The organism is Caballeronia sordidicola, assembly GCF_002220365.1.
Classification (GTDB): Bacteria; Pseudomonadota; Gammaproteobacteria; order Burkholderiales; family Burkholderiaceae; genus Caballeronia; species Caballeronia sordidicola_C.
Genome location: NZ_MTHB01000090.1, coordinates 21,936 through 38,754, shown reverse-complemented (window position 1 = coordinate 38,754; position 16,819 = coordinate 21,936). Strand labels below are relative to the sequence as shown.

At 52.2% G+C, this 16,819-nt stretch carries 14 protein-coding genes; 2 read left to right on the top strand and 12 right to left on the bottom strand.

Features of this window, described 5'->3' with window-relative positions; genetic code table 11:
* The first annotated feature begins 120 nt into the window (after positions 1-120).
* Positions 121-426 (top strand): hypothetical protein, encoded by a 306-nt coding sequence (locus BSU04_RS13900; RefSeq protein WP_144021232.1) that lies wholly within the window; start codon positions 121-123, stop codon positions 424-426.
* A gap of 1,296 nt (positions 427-1,722) precedes the next feature.
* Here the strand turns inward: BSU04_RS13900 and BSU04_RS13895 are convergent.
* From BSU04_RS13895 to gmd, 12 genes are all read right to left on the bottom strand, one after another.
* A complete protein-coding gene (locus BSU04_RS13895) occupies positions 1,723-2,697 on the bottom strand; it encodes a glycosyltransferase family 2 protein (protein WP_089161137.1) in 975 nt (324 codons plus the stop codon).
* 81 nt (positions 2,698-2,778) lie between these two features.
* Positions 2,779-4,236, bottom strand: coding sequence for an alginate O-acetyltransferase AlgX-related protein (locus BSU04_RS13890; RefSeq protein ID WP_089161136.1), 1,458 nt, complete (start codon positions 4,234-4,236; stop codon positions 2,779-2,781).
* 13 nt (positions 4,237-4,249) lie between these two features.
* Positions 4,250-5,680, bottom strand: a complete 1,431-nt coding sequence (locus tag BSU04_RS13885; protein ID WP_089161135.1) for an MBOAT family O-acyltransferase — start codon at positions 5,678-5,680, stop codon at positions 4,250-4,252.
* A gap of 85 nt (positions 5,681-5,765) precedes the next feature.
* A complete protein-coding gene (locus tag BSU04_RS13880) occupies positions 5,766-6,617 on the bottom strand; it encodes an NAD-dependent epimerase/dehydratase family protein (RefSeq protein ID WP_089161134.1) in 852 nt (283 codons plus the stop codon).
* 31 nt (positions 6,618-6,648) lie between these two features.
* Positions 6,649-8,571, bottom strand: coding sequence for a rhamnan synthesis F family protein (locus tag BSU04_RS13875; protein ID WP_218827284.1), 1,923 nt, complete (start codon positions 8,569-8,571; stop codon positions 6,649-6,651).
* Positions 8,568-9,326 (bottom strand): ABC transporter ATP-binding protein, encoded by a 759-nt coding sequence (locus tag BSU04_RS13870; protein WP_089161133.1) that lies wholly within the window; start codon positions 9,324-9,326, stop codon positions 8,568-8,570. Before BSU04_RS13870 ends, BSU04_RS13875 begins: the two co-directional genes overlap by 4 nt.
* Positions 9,327-9,328: 2 nt before the next feature.
* Positions 9,329-10,105 (bottom strand): ABC transporter permease, encoded by a 777-nt coding sequence (locus BSU04_RS13865; protein ID WP_089161132.1) that lies wholly within the window; start codon positions 10,103-10,105, stop codon positions 9,329-9,331.
* A gap of 54 nt (positions 10,106-10,159) precedes the next feature.
* Complete coding sequence (rfbC, locus tag BSU04_RS13860; protein WP_089161131.1) at positions 10,160-10,711, bottom strand: dTDP-4-dehydrorhamnose 3,5-epimerase; 552 nt, start codon at positions 10,709-10,711, stop codon at positions 10,160-10,162.
* Positions 10,708-11,589 carry a glucose-1-phosphate thymidylyltransferase RfbA gene (gene rfbA / locus BSU04_RS13855; protein WP_089161130.1) on the bottom strand — a complete coding sequence of 294 codons (882 nt, stop codon included), beginning with the start codon at positions 11,587-11,589 and terminating at the stop codon, positions 10,708-10,710. The genes rfbC and rfbA overlap by 4 nt, the downstream gene beginning before the upstream one ends.
* A 27-nt stretch (positions 11,590-11,616) precedes the next feature.
* Entirely contained in the window at positions 11,617-12,561 is a 945-nt protein-coding gene (gene rfbD, locus BSU04_RS13850; RefSeq protein ID WP_089161129.1) for a dTDP-4-dehydrorhamnose reductase, read from the bottom strand.
* Positions 12,551-13,606 (bottom strand): dTDP-glucose 4,6-dehydratase, encoded by a 1,056-nt coding sequence (gene rfbB / locus BSU04_RS13845; protein WP_089161128.1) that lies wholly within the window; start codon positions 13,604-13,606, stop codon positions 12,551-12,553. Before rfbB ends, rfbD begins: the two co-directional genes overlap by 11 nt.
* A gap of 634 nt (positions 13,607-14,240) precedes the next feature.
* Positions 14,241-15,275 carry a GDP-mannose 4,6-dehydratase gene (gmd, locus tag BSU04_RS13840; protein ID WP_089161127.1) on the bottom strand — a complete coding sequence of 345 codons (1,035 nt, stop codon included), beginning with the start codon at positions 15,273-15,275 and terminating at the stop codon, positions 14,241-14,243.
* A 688-nt stretch (positions 15,276-15,963) separates the two neighbouring features.
* Here gmd and BSU04_RS13835 point away from each other — a divergent pair.
* Positions 15,964-16,818 (top strand): symmetrical bis(5'-nucleosyl)-tetraphosphatase, encoded by an 855-nt coding sequence (locus BSU04_RS13835; RefSeq protein ID WP_089161126.1) that lies wholly within the window; start codon positions 15,964-15,966, stop codon positions 16,816-16,818.
* Position 16,819: the final 1 nt, after the last annotated feature.

Genomic DNA, 16,819 nt, shown 5'->3' with positions numbered 1-16,819 from the left:
GCTGCCGCGCCGGAACTCAATCGAGTTAAAAAGCGCTTGACGTGAAGCCAACTTCGCGCGGCCGCCACCCTGCTGGCGTCTTTTTAGACGCCAGCAGGGTGGCGGCCAATGAGGATCTTTTTGATCTTCGTTGGCCCCATGTCTCTTCCCACTCTGTTTGCCGATCTCGCCGCCCATATTCAGACTCAACAGTTTCGTCACCTTGCTTGCGATCCCGAGCATCCCACGGCGTTCCAACGTCGTCGCAAATTGCCCTTGCCGGCACTGATCGCATTGATGCTCACCGGCATGCGCAAGAGCGTCCAGACCGAACTGGACGAGTTCTTCGCCCATCTGCAGCAACAGGGTGGCGTTTATCCCGAATTGAGCACGCAGTTCGGCCTGTTAGGCTTCTTTTTCCGCTCAGTGATAAAAATAAACGGCTGAACACACGGAAAATAACGAATTGAAATTTCGTGCGGCATCGCGATCATATTCGTAATCGTTACCCATTTTTCCGTGTTCACGCCATGGAATCAGGCATGGCCGCATGCCCTATTTTCGCCTCTGCAATTTTGGAGCGGAGTCGATCTGTTTTTCACAGTTTCGAGTTTTGTAATTACGACAAGTCTTTTATCAATAACGCGTGAATTTGATCTCAACCGATATTGGCGACAAATTGGTGTATTTTGGGTAAGGCGTTTTCATCGGCTAGTTCCGGCACCATGGTTTTGGTTGATCACGAGCATTATTCTTCCACTTGTATTCAATAAAATCAGGACATTCGGCGCTCCGGTTTACAACGTCGTCGATGCGATCAGCCAGTCTTTCTATCCGGCGAATTAGTACACATATTTTTGCAACCGCGGTTGGGGCGGATGCCGAATTAATGCAGTATATTGGTCACTGTCTCTTGAAGATCAATTTTACTTTGTAATTCCTATTGCTATTTTCTTTTTTTTCGGCGAATCGTATGGATATGCGCGGCTCTCGTTATTATTCAGTTTCCGCTCTTTCGCCCGGTTTTCTCCGCGCTTTGGCTCACGCGAGTCGATACCGTTATATGTGGCATGCTGATTGCGCCGTTCACCGAATCGAGGCTTTACCTCCAACTTAAGCCGACCGCGCTTCGCTCTAATCCATTTAGATTCCTCGTCAGGGCAATTCTAGTTTTAGCATTAGCCGTCCTAGCGTGCGGTGAGATTTTCCCGTTCTATACAGGCGCAATTGCGATGTGCACGGCAGTAATGGTTTGGCTAGCCTCTTATGACGACGGAATCATGTTTCGATATGTCCGGAATTCACGCGTTCTTCTCGGGGTTCGATCGCGGTCGTATTCGGTCGACCTGTCTCACGTACCTGCGTTTCTCTTGGTCATGGAATACTGCAAGGCGCGCTCAGGAGGAACCCTTGCGTCAGATGACACTTTCCGCATTCTTGCCGGACGCGTTGTACTGACTGCGGTATGTGCGGAATCGACCTATCGGATTATTGATATGCCATTTCGATTAAACGGGCGCGGAATTGTGATTCGTATGGCTTCGACACCATTGCAAAAACAGGGTGTAAGAACCTTAGGAAAAATCACATGCGAGCGTTCAGTAAATTCAGGGGACTGACAAGACGAGGCGGGCAAAAGCGTTAGATAGCTGAGCTGTATAGGCGGGGCTAGAGACCGTTTCGATCTACTGTTGAATTTGAGACTCGTAGCGCTCTCGTCGCGGTTGCCTTGTACAAGAGCGCCTAGCGGCGACCGCCGCGGTTTGCCAAACCATCCCAAATTCCGTCTGCCATTGAGTGCAGCCGTTGCAACCGCGGTGGCAGATACGCCACCGAAAAACCAACAAATAAAATCAATCGACTTAACAAACGTACACGCCAAACCCATGGCATCGGCGTTTTTCTGACCATATAGACTGTATTACGAAACATGTAGTAGTCTCGCAGCGTAGAGTGCACGTGAACGTCCCGCCAACGCAAAAACCAAGTTCGCCTAATATCGTCCCCGAGTGAATGGAATAGATGTGCATCGCAAACAGCGAATATTCGCATGCCGCATGCTTTCGCCCGGAAGCACCAATCTGTATCTACATGATCAATAAAGAGTTCATCTCGCATCAGACCGACCGTCTCTATTGCTTCAAGAGAAATTAACGTTCCGGATGAAATCAGAAAGTCGACCTCCAAGGGTGTGCCCGTGCCATCGCATATCAGGCGATTGAATCGAAGCCCGTCTCGACGCACAAACGTTGCGTGCTTGCCAGTACGGTTGTCTATTGACTGCGGCCCTACTGCTGCCAGATCCACCCCCGCCAAACGTAGAGCACGATCTCCCGCTACGAGTCGTTCGACCATGTTGAAGGCCGGCCTACTATCGTGATCAAGCAATAAGACGAAATTCGCTCCGAGGCGCCGCGCATGAGATATTCCTTTATTGTGCGCGTAGGCGATACCGCGATTTTCTTCGAGAAAATCGACCGCAACGTTGCTACCATTTTGATGCATATGGAGCCGCTCAATTGTATCGGCATTCGATCCATTGTCGACGATGACTACGTGCGCCACCTGTGAGACAAGTGCCGCCAGCAACTGCGCAAACTGTTGCGCATCCGGATTAAAACTCACAATAACAGCGCAGACGCCTGAATCAATTGCAGAACTTGACAGATGGCTAATCGCTTGACTAGCGGTCTTACCGGACGAGGCATCCTTGTTCAATTGTTATCTCCGAGACCGATTACTAAACTTGGAAAAACGCTGGCCTAAAGGGATGCGTTGGCATGCACACGAACGATTAGGTCATCCGGCCGGTTTAAAATCGGCCTGCTGAATTTCAGCGACGTTTCCATCCGGCGACGTCAAGTCAATCACCCCATTGCCTGGTCTCGCCGGCAGTTCAAAATAGAGGTCGTTCCATCCCCGCGTCACGGTCTCGTAGAACTCATTGCGCGCGCGCTCAGCGCCATATGCGAGGTGGACGTAGGTATCGGACTTGCTGCGCAGGCGCAAATGCAGAACGCCACCCTTAGTAATACCGTCATTGAGCACGAATGCAGTGTCCAGGCTTACGCGGCTCCCGCCGGCAGTGACCTTCAAAGGTAGAATGTCGGCTTTGGATTCGCGATAATTTCTTTCCGATCTCCAGTAGTACAGGTTGCCCAGAGGTTCGATATCAAACCGCTCTGTCATAACGTAAATGACAACGTCCGGCTTTTTCGTTTCAATCAGCTGCGGTAGATTGAGAGAATATCCAGGAAAAAAGTGATGATGTTCCTGAAACGTCTCTTTGAACGATCCTTGTAGAAATGGTGATAGGCTATTGCCCATTGAATCGCGTAACACCAATGCTTTTAAATTATTGGTTGCAGACGGATTGCGTGTGTGTCTAGGTAGATCAAGCACATCCGTAGCCGGATCGCCGTGCAAAGAGCTCCACGTCCCGTCTGCTTGCTGCATTTCGATGTCGGGCTGGGGCTGAGCCAGTGAATAGACGTCCCATGCGTTATCCACATGAATATTGACCATCGCATCAAACTCATTTCCATAAGTCGTGCGATTAATCTTAACCACTGGGCCAGTGCCATATGCCTTGAATCCGGAAATATCTTTCTCCAACCGCTTCGCGACCACCTGCCACGCAGAATATGCGCCATAGTCCGACCAATGGCTATTCAACATGGAGTATGTTAATCCATATTGCTTGTTTTGGATTAGCGCATGACGAAGATCGAGAAGTTCGTCGCCGGTATGACGCTGAAGCATGTCAAAGATCGAGGGTTTCCCATAACGCATGACTTGCGCCCATCTAGGCAATTTTTCCGGGTAAATGTTCGCTTTCATAGGTGCGAATACGAACACCGACGGTATTCCTTGCGATTTCAGCCAAGCGCGCTGATCGTCCAACACTTCCCCCCAGTGGCTTGCGTCGTCATTCGATATGACGCGCTGCCGGATTGCCTGAGCGAAATTCTCGTTGTGCTCATTGCCGAGAAAAACCCATCCGTCGAGACCAATACGCGCCGCGTTAGGGTTTGATGAAATTCCAAACCGATAGAGCGTCGTCGAATAAAGTTGCAATGCACCCGTCCATAAGGGGTTAGTACGACGAACCTCCTCTTCAAGAGTTGAGGTGTCGCCACCATGCAGACGGGTAAGGAGAAATGGCTTCAGCGCAGGACTATACAGGCAGGAGAGTGCCGGCATAAGCAGGGCCGCGAAGAATAACCCCGCTGGAAGATATTGTCTAATGGATCGCATGCTCGTCCTCTAGCTAAAAGCGGAAATAAAGAAACGGACTAAACGAACCAGACAAAACTTTCATACCTGAAATCAGAAAGATTATCGAGGCAGCGCCAAGTGCAGCAGACATACCAAGTCTAGGCTGTCTTGCAACAATCCAAGCCGAGATAATTGCGGGCAATGGCGTGGAAAATAAAGCCGCAGCAGCGAACAAGATCAGAATTCCTGGACTCGCAAATTGGGTCACACCGGATGATCCAAATCCCTTCGCTCCAACCATAATTTTCCAAAATAACAGCGCTTCGCGAAAGCTCGTAGCCCGAAATAGAACCCATCCAAATACAACTACTGCAAGCGTATACAGATGGAGGACGACTGCGGGCAGCCTTTTGAAAATGCTCGAAAATATTCGCTCTAATAGCAGAAATCCGCCGTGCCACAAGCCCCAGACAACAAACGTCCAGGATGCCCCATGCCAGAGACCTGTTAAGAAAAAGACGGCAATCAGATTGCAATAGGTTCTATGCAGGCCCTTACGATTCCCGCCCAAGGGAATATAGACGTAATCGCGAAACCAGAATGAAAGCGTCATATGCCAACGACGCCAGAATTCCTGAATAGTTCGCGAGATATAGGGGTAGTCAAAATTCCGCGGATAATTGAACCCCATCATCAGACCAAGACCAATCGCCATCTGCGAATAGCCCCAGAAATCGAAAAAAATCTGAAACGTATAGGCTAAGGTTCCCAACCATGCTATCCCGAAATTAACTTGGCCAGTTGGTAGCGCGAAGATCGCGTCTGCGGTCATAGCGAACGTGTCCGCGAAAACTACCTTCTTGGCTAAACCCAAAATGAACAGATAGATACCGCGGGCCATCATGTCAGCGGTAACGACTCGAGTCACCATCGCGCTGGCGATCATGTTGTAGCGAAGAATCGGCCCAGCGACAAGCTGCGGAAACATTGTGAAATAAGTTCCTACATTGATCAGGTTGCGCGTGGCTTTCACTTCTCCACGATAGACGTCAATCACATAACTTAGCGCATGGAAGGTGTAGAAACTGATTCCCAACGGCAGCGCAGCGTGAATGATACTCACTGGGGACGCAACGCCTACGCCGTGAGCGAGAACAGCGACATTCGTCGTCAGGAATGTAATGTACTTGAAATAACCCAGCAAAATCAGATTTGCGACAACGCAGCACCCAACCAAACTTTTCGGACCAAGAAGTAGTACACGCCCTTTCCGCTTCGCGCGATCGACGAGAAGGCCGAAACCATAATTTATAAGTATCGAGGCAATCAGAATCCAAATTTGGCGCTTTTCTCCAACGTAATAGAACGTGAGCGATGCGACAAACAGGTAGATGTTCTGATAGAAAATATTTCTGATCAGACCATAGCCCAAAAAAAACAAAGGGAGAAAAACAAACAGAAAGGAAAATGAACTGAATACCATACCGACTGATTAAATTGGCTGGAGAAACATCGACCGGCCCCGTATTTGCGGCCGGAGGTCTAGTTACCGTGTCAAGCAGCGCTCCTCAAGCGCGAACGCCCGCTTTACGTTCTAGCGCCAGCGCTATGTCCGCATTGCCCCAGATGGCATAGGAATCGTAGGAACGACGTGGAAACTTGTTGTACTCAGGACGAATTTTGAGCTTGTTCGTTTCGATGAACCGTTCAACCATTGTCCTCAGCGCAACCGGCTCTCCGCTAGAACAATTAATCACGCCATGATAATCTGGCTGGGTCGAGGCTAGCGCGATCTGAACGCCTAATCGGCTCACTTCGATGAAATCATAAAGCATTTCCCCGCTATTCAATGGGAATGTCTCTTTGCCTTCAGCCTCGGCAGTCAACAGTTTCGAAAAAATCGAATTATTTATCCGGTCGTCGCCGTGAATGTAATACATCCGAAGCCATTTGAAATCGACGTTATTCTTTTCACACAATAGCGTCAGTGCCTGCCTTAGGAAATTCTTAGCAACCCCATACGGATTCAACGGGTTGGCTGGCGTTTTATCCGTCACTTCGCCTACGTGATATCCGATTTCATGCATCGAACCAGCCACCGCAAGGTGTTTCAGACCGTTCGCGATCAACTTCTCAATCAGGCGGTAGTGCTTCATCATATTGCCGATATGAGCGGGATCCTGATGATTAAAGCCAGCCTGCCATGCTAGATGAATGCAGACGTCTGGCGCGCCGATTGCGTGGAACACATTGATGTTTTCATCGAACACATCAACAACGCGGTAGTCCGCGCCTGCCATGCCGACTCCACTCGTCAATTGATCCCGACCAACGGCAACCACAGTGTGCTCCTGATCGACAAGCGCCTTGACAACGTGACGCCCAACATAGCCACTCGCACCGGTTACTGATACTCTCATCGCTTTTCTCCAAACGTTTTTTGCGCGGCCGTCATCGGCGAATAATCGTTCGATACGTTGTCTTCCCTATGCGGAAAACCGGTCTTAGCGCCAACGCGAGCCTTGGATGCTTCATGATAAATTTACTACGGGCAATACGCATGCTGATCTCAAAGAACGAGCGCAGGCCCGTATGATGCGCATGCAAATTGATCCAATTCAGCTGATCTAAAATATTACCGTTCGGCAACGCGGCAGCTATCCGTTGTAACTTGTACTCAAGCTTCACATAGCTCGATGCGGCCATATCACGGTTCATCACGCAGTGCATCAGATAACCGGCGTCCTGCACCGCATAGCCAATAAGGCGCTCCAATACATGCGCCAATCCGCCGTCTGTATGATTTGGCTCGGGGTTGAAGTCCGTCCACTTCCATTCATGCTTGAACAGTTTTTCCAGCGCGATAGGTCGGAACCAGAACATCGTTCCGTAAGGGGCGAGCGGTGTGTGTTCGTCTAGCGGCGTCTTTATTTCAAGTTCTTTCGCCCAGTGCTGCAGGCCTGGCCGATTCGCAAACCATGCGTGTCCTAAGGTTGGATACGCGATGTGAACGATCGGCGGCATCAACATCCCTACGCGAGGGTTTTCATCGAAAATCCTCAACAGATTTTCAACGTAAGGCTTGTTGTACAGCAGATTCTCGAGCAAGTGCTGCTTAAAAAGACGCCCCATATTGACACTGTTTTGCGGTGACTTTTTCGAGTGTAATCGGCATATGTAGTCATATCCACCTTCGAGCACCACATCGCGACACGTGATGAACAAAGAGGACATGTCACGGCCCCGGTTCTCCTTTGTGACGCGAAGCTCCCATTTAAAATCGGGTTTGGCAAGTCGCAACTGTGCGTCAATTTTCGCGCGCTTTTCGACACTACTTGTTGTAATGAAAAGGTCGAACTGCCGGGGAATATTGACTACGTGCTCAAGCAATTCGTCGAGTAACTCAGGATAATAAAGGTGCGAAATCACTGCAATTCGCACTGCTGGCGCAGGTTGCCGGTCCACCTCTTCAACATCATTCAGAATGTGCAAATGATCTAGATTCGAATACAGAATTCGAGGAGGCGTCGTCCGGGCGACGTTCTTCCAGATCAACTCGGTATCGTAGTCGGAGTTCTGTTCGACCAGTCGAATTGCGTTCTTGAGCAACACCGCATTCTGTTCAAGAAAGAGCGGGTCGTGAAAGAACAGGCGACGCTTAAAAATCGGCGATCGATTTTCAATTGTCTGCTCAATACTTTGAAACGTTGCATATTGTGTCGGATAATCTTCAGGATCCAGATAAACTGCGGACCTGAAACCCTTGCCTTCAAAATGTGAAGTAAACTTAGACTCATGCTGAAGGATCGAGTCTTGATAAGACTTGATCTCCGGCATGTCTTGCCAGTACTTTTTAAACTCTATCGAAGCAAACATCCGCTTGCGCACGGTAATCCAGTGCGACTGAATGTGCAGAGGCAGGATACCGCGTCCTGTAAAGGGGTTCGGGCGCATTTCCTTATGCGCACTAACGCCCCAAAAGTCCACATCTTCAGAGGCGAACCGGTCGAACATTTCCGAGAACGGGAAAATGGGCGCAAAAAATGTGTAGTTCATTAGAATGAGTTCGTCGAATGCTTCGAGTCGCTCGATTCCGTATGCCTCCATGGCCTCCTTGTAAGCCCAGACATCGAAGCCAACATTTTCACGGACATATACGGTGTCGGCTACACTCTCCAACGCTTCCCGACCAATGGCGTCGAGCTTTGAATTCGACACCACAAATATCGTATCTACAAACTTACGAAGCGCTCGCAACTTATGGAGGATGAAATCGTCCACAACGCTTTGCTCGTCATAAAACATATAAAACGCAATTCGCTTCATTTCTTTCGGGCTTGTTATATTTTTTTGAATGGTCAATGAGGAGTTCATACGCTCGCCTGCGCGATCAAATGCTGCGATTCGAGGTATTGGTCAATTATGGACTCGACCGGGCCGTCGCCTCGTACCTGACCGTGCTCCATCCAGATCACGCGGTCACACATTTCTTTGAGCAGGCTCATGCTATGCGACACCAAAATCATAATGCTGGCTTGGTCGATAAATCGGTTCATTCGGGCCGTCGCTTTCTCAACGAAAGATGCATCGCCGCCTGCAAACATTTCGTCCAAAATGAGAATTTCGGGTGGCACGGCCGTGGCAATGGCGAATCCAAGCTTCATGTACATACCGGTCGAATAGTATTTGACAGGTGTATCAATAAACTCTTCAAGTTCGGTGAAAGCGATCACGTCCCGCTCAACGTTCTCCAGTAGCTTGCGTGAAAAGCCAAGGATTGCGCCGTTAAGATAGATGTTGTCCCGCCCACTCAACTCCGGCTGAAATCCTGCGCCAATTTCCAGCAAAGGTGCTATGCGCCCCTTCACGTTGAGGGACCCGCGCATCGGAGGGTAGATGCCGCAGATCGTCTTCAACAACGTGCTCTTGCCAGCGCCGTTATGCCCGACGATACCGATGCGCTCGCCGTGCTCGATTGAAAAAGACACGTCGTTCAAGGCCCAAAAGTCGTTGAACGTCCTAGGCTTACGCCGGCCAATCGACGCGATCATCTGCTTCAGCGACGGCGAATGATCGTGGTAAAGGCGAAACTTCACGCCTAGGTTAGATAGCTCGATCCTTGAATCCATCGTCACAGCCGAAAAATGAGGGTTTTTGCAAAACGCTGAAAAAGCGCGAGACCTATGAGAGAGGTCACGCAAAGCGTTACGACGCAAATACCGATAGTGTGCAAATCTGGCAGCCGCCCTTCGTAGATCGGAGCACGAAACAAACCGATAAAATAAACCAGCGGATTGACCTGAAAATAGATGTGATACTGCTTCGGTACGAGCGAGATCGGATAGATTATAGGTGTCATGTAATACACTGCCTGCATCACGATCGTAATGATGTGCGAGGTGTCCCGTAAATAAACACACACAATCGAGAAGATTAGAGCCAGCGATATTCCCAGAATACCGGTCAGCAGGAACGCAACTGGCAAAAAGAAGAGCGCGGTCGTCACCTTTGCACCCAGCGCGAAGACAATAACGAACAGCGAAACCGTGCTCAGGATGCTGTCTACGAGCAAGCTCGCGGATGCAGCAACAGGAAATATCTGCTTTGGAACGTAGATCTTCTTCAGCAAACCCTCATTGGCAATCAGCGACGAACCGCCCGCTTGAATACATCCGTTCAAAAAATTCCACGGAATGATCGCGCTGAACAGAAAGATCGCATAGTCCTTTAATCCCACGCGAAGCACGAGCGAGAACACAACGGCACTTACAGCGATCATCAATAACGGGTTGATGAGGGTCCATAGAAATCCGACTGCTGTGCGACGATAGCGCAGCGTCAAATTCTGACTGATTAATTGTGCCAGAACGTAGCGATACGAACTGAGCTCGGAAAAAAAACTAGTCATTAGTAGGAACAAAATGATTGGGAAGGCTGGTTACTGGGCGATCGCTGGGTGCACTCATTCGAAGGTGTCCGCTTCCGCCAGCAACTTACCTTCGGCGTCTTTTTTTGCAAGCAAAGGGGCGTTCTCGGCCGGCCATTCAATGCCGACAGCAGGGTCGCTCCATAACAGGCTGCGCTCGAATTCTGGATACCAGTAGTCGGTCGTTTTGTATAGAAATTCCGCATATTCTGAGACTACGCAGAAGCCGTGCGCGAAGCCCTCGGGAACCCAAAGTTGTCGGTTGTTTGCCGCAGATAAGTTGACGCCGATCCATTTGCCGAAGGTCGGCGAGCTCTTACGCAGATCGACGGCGACGTCATAGACCTCACCCGACACCACGCGTACCAATTTCCCCTGCGGATGCTTAATTTGATAGTGCAACCCACGCAGGACATTTCTAGCAGAACGCGAGTGATTGTCTTGAACGAACGCGCGTGTCAACCCCGTCGCCTCAGCGAATGCCTGAGCATTAAAACTTTCGTAGAAAAATCCACGTGAATCGCCGAATACCTTCGGCTCGAGAATCAGTACACCGGGCAACGCGGTGGGAATGGCGGTCAAGTTCATGCCACGGTCTCCGACAGAATCTGAAGCAAATAAGCTCCGTAGCCGTTTTTCGCCAACGGCTTCGCCAGTTCGGCGACCTGATCCGCCGTGATCCAACTGCTGCGATACGCAATTTCTTCGGGGCACGCAACCATCAAACCCTGGCGCCGCTGCAGCGTTGCGATGAAGGTTGAAGCCTCGAGCAGCGAGTCATGCGTGCCTGTATCCAACCATGCATAACCGCGCCCCATAATCTCCACATTCAGTTCCGCTAAATCGAGGTAGCGTTGATTGACATCGGTAATTTCGAGCTCGCCACGCGCCGAGGGCTTAATATCACGCGCTATATCGCATACTTGGTTATCGTAGAAATAAAGGCCGGTCACTGCGTAATTAGACCGCGGCTTTAGGGGCTTTTCTTCCAGCGATAGCGCGCGGAATTGCTTGTCGAACTCGACGACGCCATAACGCTCGGGGTCCTGCACGTGATACGCAAAAACGGTCGAGCCCGACTCACGAGCCGCTGCATGCTGAAGCTGAGCGACGAGTTCGTGACCGTGAAAAATGTTGTCCCCAAGGATCAGGGTCACCGGCGAATTGCCGACGAATTCGCGGCCAATAATGAATGCCTGCGCCAGTCCATCCGGAGATGGTTGTACCGCGTAGGTGAGGTTAATACCCCACTTGCTCCCGTCGCCTAGCATGTGCGAGAAGCGCGGGGTATCCTCTTCGGTTGAGATGATAAGGATGTCGCGAATCCCCGCAAGCATCAGCGTCGCCAGGGGATAGTAGATCATTGGCTTGTCGTAGACGGGCAGTAGTTGCTTCGATACAGAGCGCGTGATCGGATACAGCCGGGTGCCGGAACCACCGGCAAGGATAATTCCTTTGCGTGTCATAAGTAACGTACTCCTTTCGATTCGAACTCAGGCCGCAGCATCACGCTCGGCAATTTGTAGTACATCGACCATTTGAGCAAGCATGTGGTCAATGCCCTGCTCCCAAGTGGGGAGGTGCAGACCGAAGCTTTGCTGCAATTTCGTCGTGTCGAGGCGCGAGTTCCGCGGACGCGGCGCTGCTGAAGGATACTGGTCTGTGTTGACTCGTTTGATGTTTTCCGGACGCGCGTCGAGGCTCAATCCTGCTCGCAATACCGCATGCAGCACGTGATACGCGTAGTCGAAGCGGGTAGTTTCCCCGCTCGCCGTGAGGTTATAAAGGCCGTAGGCCTTAGGCGCAATTTCTCCCCGCAAATAACGACTCACCACCAGCGCGGTGATATCTGCCAACAGGGACGCGGAAGTAGGCGCACCAAGCTGATCGTCGACGACCGAAAGCTGAGAACGTTCGCGCGCCGCACGAATGATGCTCTTGGGGAAGTTCGATCCGTGGACGCCGAAAGCCCAAGCAGTTCGAAAAATAATGTGCTTCCTCGTTGCGGCCGCGACATACCGGTCGCCTTCGAGCTTTGTTCTCCCGTAAACGGACAGCGGGTTAGGCTCGTCCGTCTCAACGTAGGGACCTTCCTTCAATCCGTCGAAGACATAGTCCGTCGAATAATGCACGAGCAGCGCGCCGAGCGCCTCAGCTTCTTCCGCAAGGATTCGCGGCGCCTCGGCATTCGTTGCGTGTGCAAGCTCCGGTTCCGATTCGGCGCGGTCGACCGCTGTATAAGCGCCCGCATTGACAATGACTTTGGGTCGCAAAGAGCGAACCGCCGCCCGCACGTCGCCTGGACGGGCGAGGTCCAGCTGAACGCGATCGTAGCCGGTGACCTGACCGAAATGTGCAAGACTGCGCATTAACTCGAAGCCAACTTGCCCGTCGGACCCGGTCACCAGGATTACGGGCGTGGCACGGTCATTGCCCATAGTGCAAATCCACCCATTTCCGGTACTCGCCCGAAGCGACTTCATCAGACCACGCCTGATTGTCGAGATACCACTGAACCGTCTTGGCAAGACCCGTCTCGAAGGTCTCCGCCGGTTTCCAGCCGAGTTCGCGTTCAAGCTTTCGCGCATCGATTGCATAACGGCGATCATGGCCCGGGCGATCGGTCACGTACGCGATCTGGTCACGATACGAACCGCTCGCCTTCGGCTTGAGCCGGTCGAGCAAGTCGCACAGCGTATGCACGACATCGAGATTCTTCTTCTCGTTCCAGCCGCCAATGTTGTACGTCTCGCCGGGTTTGCCGCTCTGAAGCACTTCGCGGATTGCGCTGCAATGGTCACCCACATACAGCCAGTCACGTACATTCTGACCATCGCCATAAACAGGCAGCGGTTTGCCGGCAAGCGCGTTCGCAATCATCAGCGGAATCAGCTTTTCCGGGAATTGATAGGGGCCGTAGTTATTCGAGCAATTCGTGGTGAGCGTCTGCAAACCGTAGGTATGGTGGTAGGCACGAACCAGATGATCCGACCCGGCCTTCGTCGCGGCATACGGGCTATTCGGCGCATACGGCGTGGTCTCGGAGAACTGCGGATCAGTGGCCGACAACGAGCCGTACACTTCATCGGTCGACACATGCAGGAACCGGAACTGGGCTCGGCCCTCATCGCTCAACGTTTGCAGATACGAACGAACCGCTTCAAGCAGCGTGAAGGTCCCCACCATATTTGTTTGCACGAAGTCCGCTGGACCATGAATCGACCGGTCGACGTGACTTTCCGCAGCGAAGTGGAGCACTGCGCGCGGCGCATGCTGCTTCAGCAACGCATCGAGCGCAGCTCGGTCGCAAATATCGACTTGCGCAAAGACATGCCCTGGGTTGTCCCGCAACGACTGAAGCGTCTGGAGATTACCGGCATATGTGAGCTTGTCTACATTTAAAACCGGCTCGTCCGACGTACGTAGCCAGTCAAGAATGAAATTGGCTCCAATAAAGCCAGCGCCGCCCGTAACTAATATCATTGAATTTATTCAGAAAAGTTGATTATCAATACAAAGCTTGCCGCGACCATCGCCGGTGAACGTCAAGTCTCAAAACGTGCGGATCTCCTCAGAGATCGACGTGCACCACGTCGTAGTCGGTAGGCGACACGATATCACAGCGAACCTTGCTAAATGCCTGACCTATGCTGGTCAAGGGTTAAGAACTCCCCAACGGCAGTTAGTACACCCCAAATTTGATCCTGTTCATCCGGCGAGCCGGTGTGTCAGCTTAACGAAAGCTGCAGTTCACTCCGGCAGCTCGGACCGTCTGCGAAGCTCGCAACCGATCGATGAAATATCTAAAGAAAACTCTTACGTGAAAGATACAAAATCGACCCACATGTCGTGACTAAAGATAATCGCCAAGCATCATGAAATTACTTGAATACTGAAACGAGTAAGCTATAAGAGTATGCCTAAACATAGGCGCAATTATTGCGCCCGATCTGCGAGAAAATTGAGCAAGTTGAACAAAGGGGGAGTTTGCGACGACTCGACGTGAAGGCGAACTACGATGACTAACTGGATCCTGAAAGGGCCCTGAAATCGTCACGTCACAGGGCCCGTCAGGGTCGACGCGGCGGCGAAACGCGTCGCGTCGACCATTTGCTTCTTAGAACAAGAATCCCGTCTTGTTACGTTGCAAGTCTTCGTCCACCATCATCTTGCATAGCTGCTCAAGCGTCGTGTTGGGTTCCCAACCAAGCTTTTCCTTTGCCTTGGTCGGATCGCCAATCAAGAGTTCGACCTCGGCCGGCCGATGAAATTTCGGGTTCACCCGGACCAGCACCTTGCCGCTGCTGGTATCGACGCCCTCTTCCTTCTCTGCCGTTCCACGCCAGCTCAGCTCGACGTCGACGGCCTTGAACGCCATCGTCACGAAGTCACGAACGGTTTCAGTACGATTGGTGGCAAGCACGAAGGTGTCGGGTTCGGGTGCCTGCAACATCCGGTACATGCCGTCCACGTATTCCTTCGCGAAACCCCAGTCGCGTTTTGCGTCCAGATTTCCCAGTTCGAGCACGTCAAGCAGCCCGAGCGACAACTTGGAAACTGAATCGGTGATCTTGCGCGTCACGAACTCCCGGCCCCGCAGCGGTGACTCGTGATTAAACAAAATGCCGCTGGAGCCGAAGATGTCGTAAGACTCACGATAGTTGATCGTGATCCAGTGGGCGTACAACTTGGCTACACCGTAAGGACTACGCGGATAGAACGGCGTGTCTTCCTTCTGCGGAATGGCCTGAACCTTGCCGAACATTTCGGAGGTCGACGCCTGATAAAAGCGGATAGACCGGTCGACCGTGCGGATAGCTTCCAACACATTCAACGCGCCAACGCCGGTGATTTCGGCCGTTGTGGCGGGCTGCTCGAACGACACGCCCACGAAGCTTTGCGCCGCGAGGTTGTAAATCTCCTGCGGCTTGGCCTTCTCGATCAGGCGAATGGACGCACCCAGGTCGGTCAGGTCATGCTCGACCAGATTGAGCCTCGGATGATTCAACAGCCCCAGCTCGTTCATTCTCCAAAAATTGACCGAGCTCGTGCGCCTATAGGTGCCGTGAACGTCATAACCCTTTTCAAGCAATAACTGCGTGAGATAGGCCCCATCTTGTCCGGTAACGCCCGTGATCACTGCGCTCGTCAATTCCAGCTCCTTTTTCTAGATCCATCGCGCCACCTGTCGGCCCGCGAAATAGGGAGAACCCTTAACAATATGAAGAAGTGTATCCGACCCGTCTCATCACCCATCCGCCAAAACTAAGACGCGTGGCACCCTGATTGGCAGGCAGGCGAAGATCGAATCGCTGCCGGTTTCTGCTGCATTTAGCAAAAGCTGACATCTGGCGAGCAAACGAGGAGGCAATCGATCCCCAACACTGGCCCCTCGATGAGAAGATAACTCTCCAAACTTACAATCAGATGATTAATACGCACGAATCGGCCGTCGAGGCAGGCACGCCCGTCAAAGTCCAGCCGGCAGTTCAGACGTGCTGATTGTAGAGAACGAAAAAGCGATAAAAAATGACTCGGTGCAGACATGTTGCTGTTTGCCCAAGCCACTTGTTGTCAAAAAGTATTCAACATCAAAAAATTAGTTGACAGCGTTAAATCACGTTTCGGCTTTCCAGGAAAGGCGCACCCTCGGTCAAGCGGTGACCAAGCAGGGGCGCCGGAAGCCGGAAGCCATATCGAAGGTTGTCAGTTAATATGCGCGATGGACCAGACGCTTCTGAGGCAGGCCTCACCGAGCAGGCCTGATTCACCGCTGGCGCCTTTGCCGGCAATGCCCCGCGTGGCGCCCACCCATTTTTTTGTAGCCGATCGCCTCCTTTATGTTTCCTTCACCTGCCCAACACCCCGTTCCGCTCGCCTTCGGCGATATCCAGGGTTGCCGCCAAGAGTTCCAGCGCCTGCTGACCAAGGCCGCGCCGAGCGAGGCAACGCCGCTCTGGTTCGCGGGCGACATCATCAATCGCGGTCCCGACTCGCTCGGCACATTGCGCGACCTGATCGCCCTGGGGGACCGCGCAGTCACCATCCTCGGCAATCATGACTTGCATTTGCTGTCGGTATCGGCGGGAATTCGGAAGTCGAAAAAAGGCGACACCATCGACGACATCCTGGCCGCCCCCGACGCCGCCGATCTGCTCGACTGGGTCCGCCATCGCCCGATCGCGCATTTCGATCAGGGCATGCTGATGGTTCATGCGGGCGTGTTGCCGCAATGGGACGTCGCATTGACGCTCGAACTAGCCGATGAATTCCAGCGCGCACTGCGTGCGCCGGACTGGAAGGACACGCTGGCGAGCCTGTACGGCAACGAGCCGAATAGATGGAAACCCAAGCTCAAGGGCAGCGACCGGTTGCGCGTGGTATGCAATGCGTTGACCCGCATGCGCTTCTGTTCCGCCGACGGCGTGATGGACTTCTCGTCGAGCGCAGGCGTGGACTCCGCGCCTCCGGGCTGCATGCCGTGGTTCGATGTGCCTTCTCGGGCAACTGCGGATGTCACCGTTGTGTTCGGCCATTGGGCTGCGCTCGGCCTGATCATTCGCGATAACGTCATCGGCCTCGATTCAGGTTGCGTCTGGGGAGAAGAGCTCACAGCGGTGAGCCTTGCTAGCAATCCGGCCGAACGTACCGTGACACAGGTCGAATGCTCGAACTGCCGCGCAACAATGGAATGAT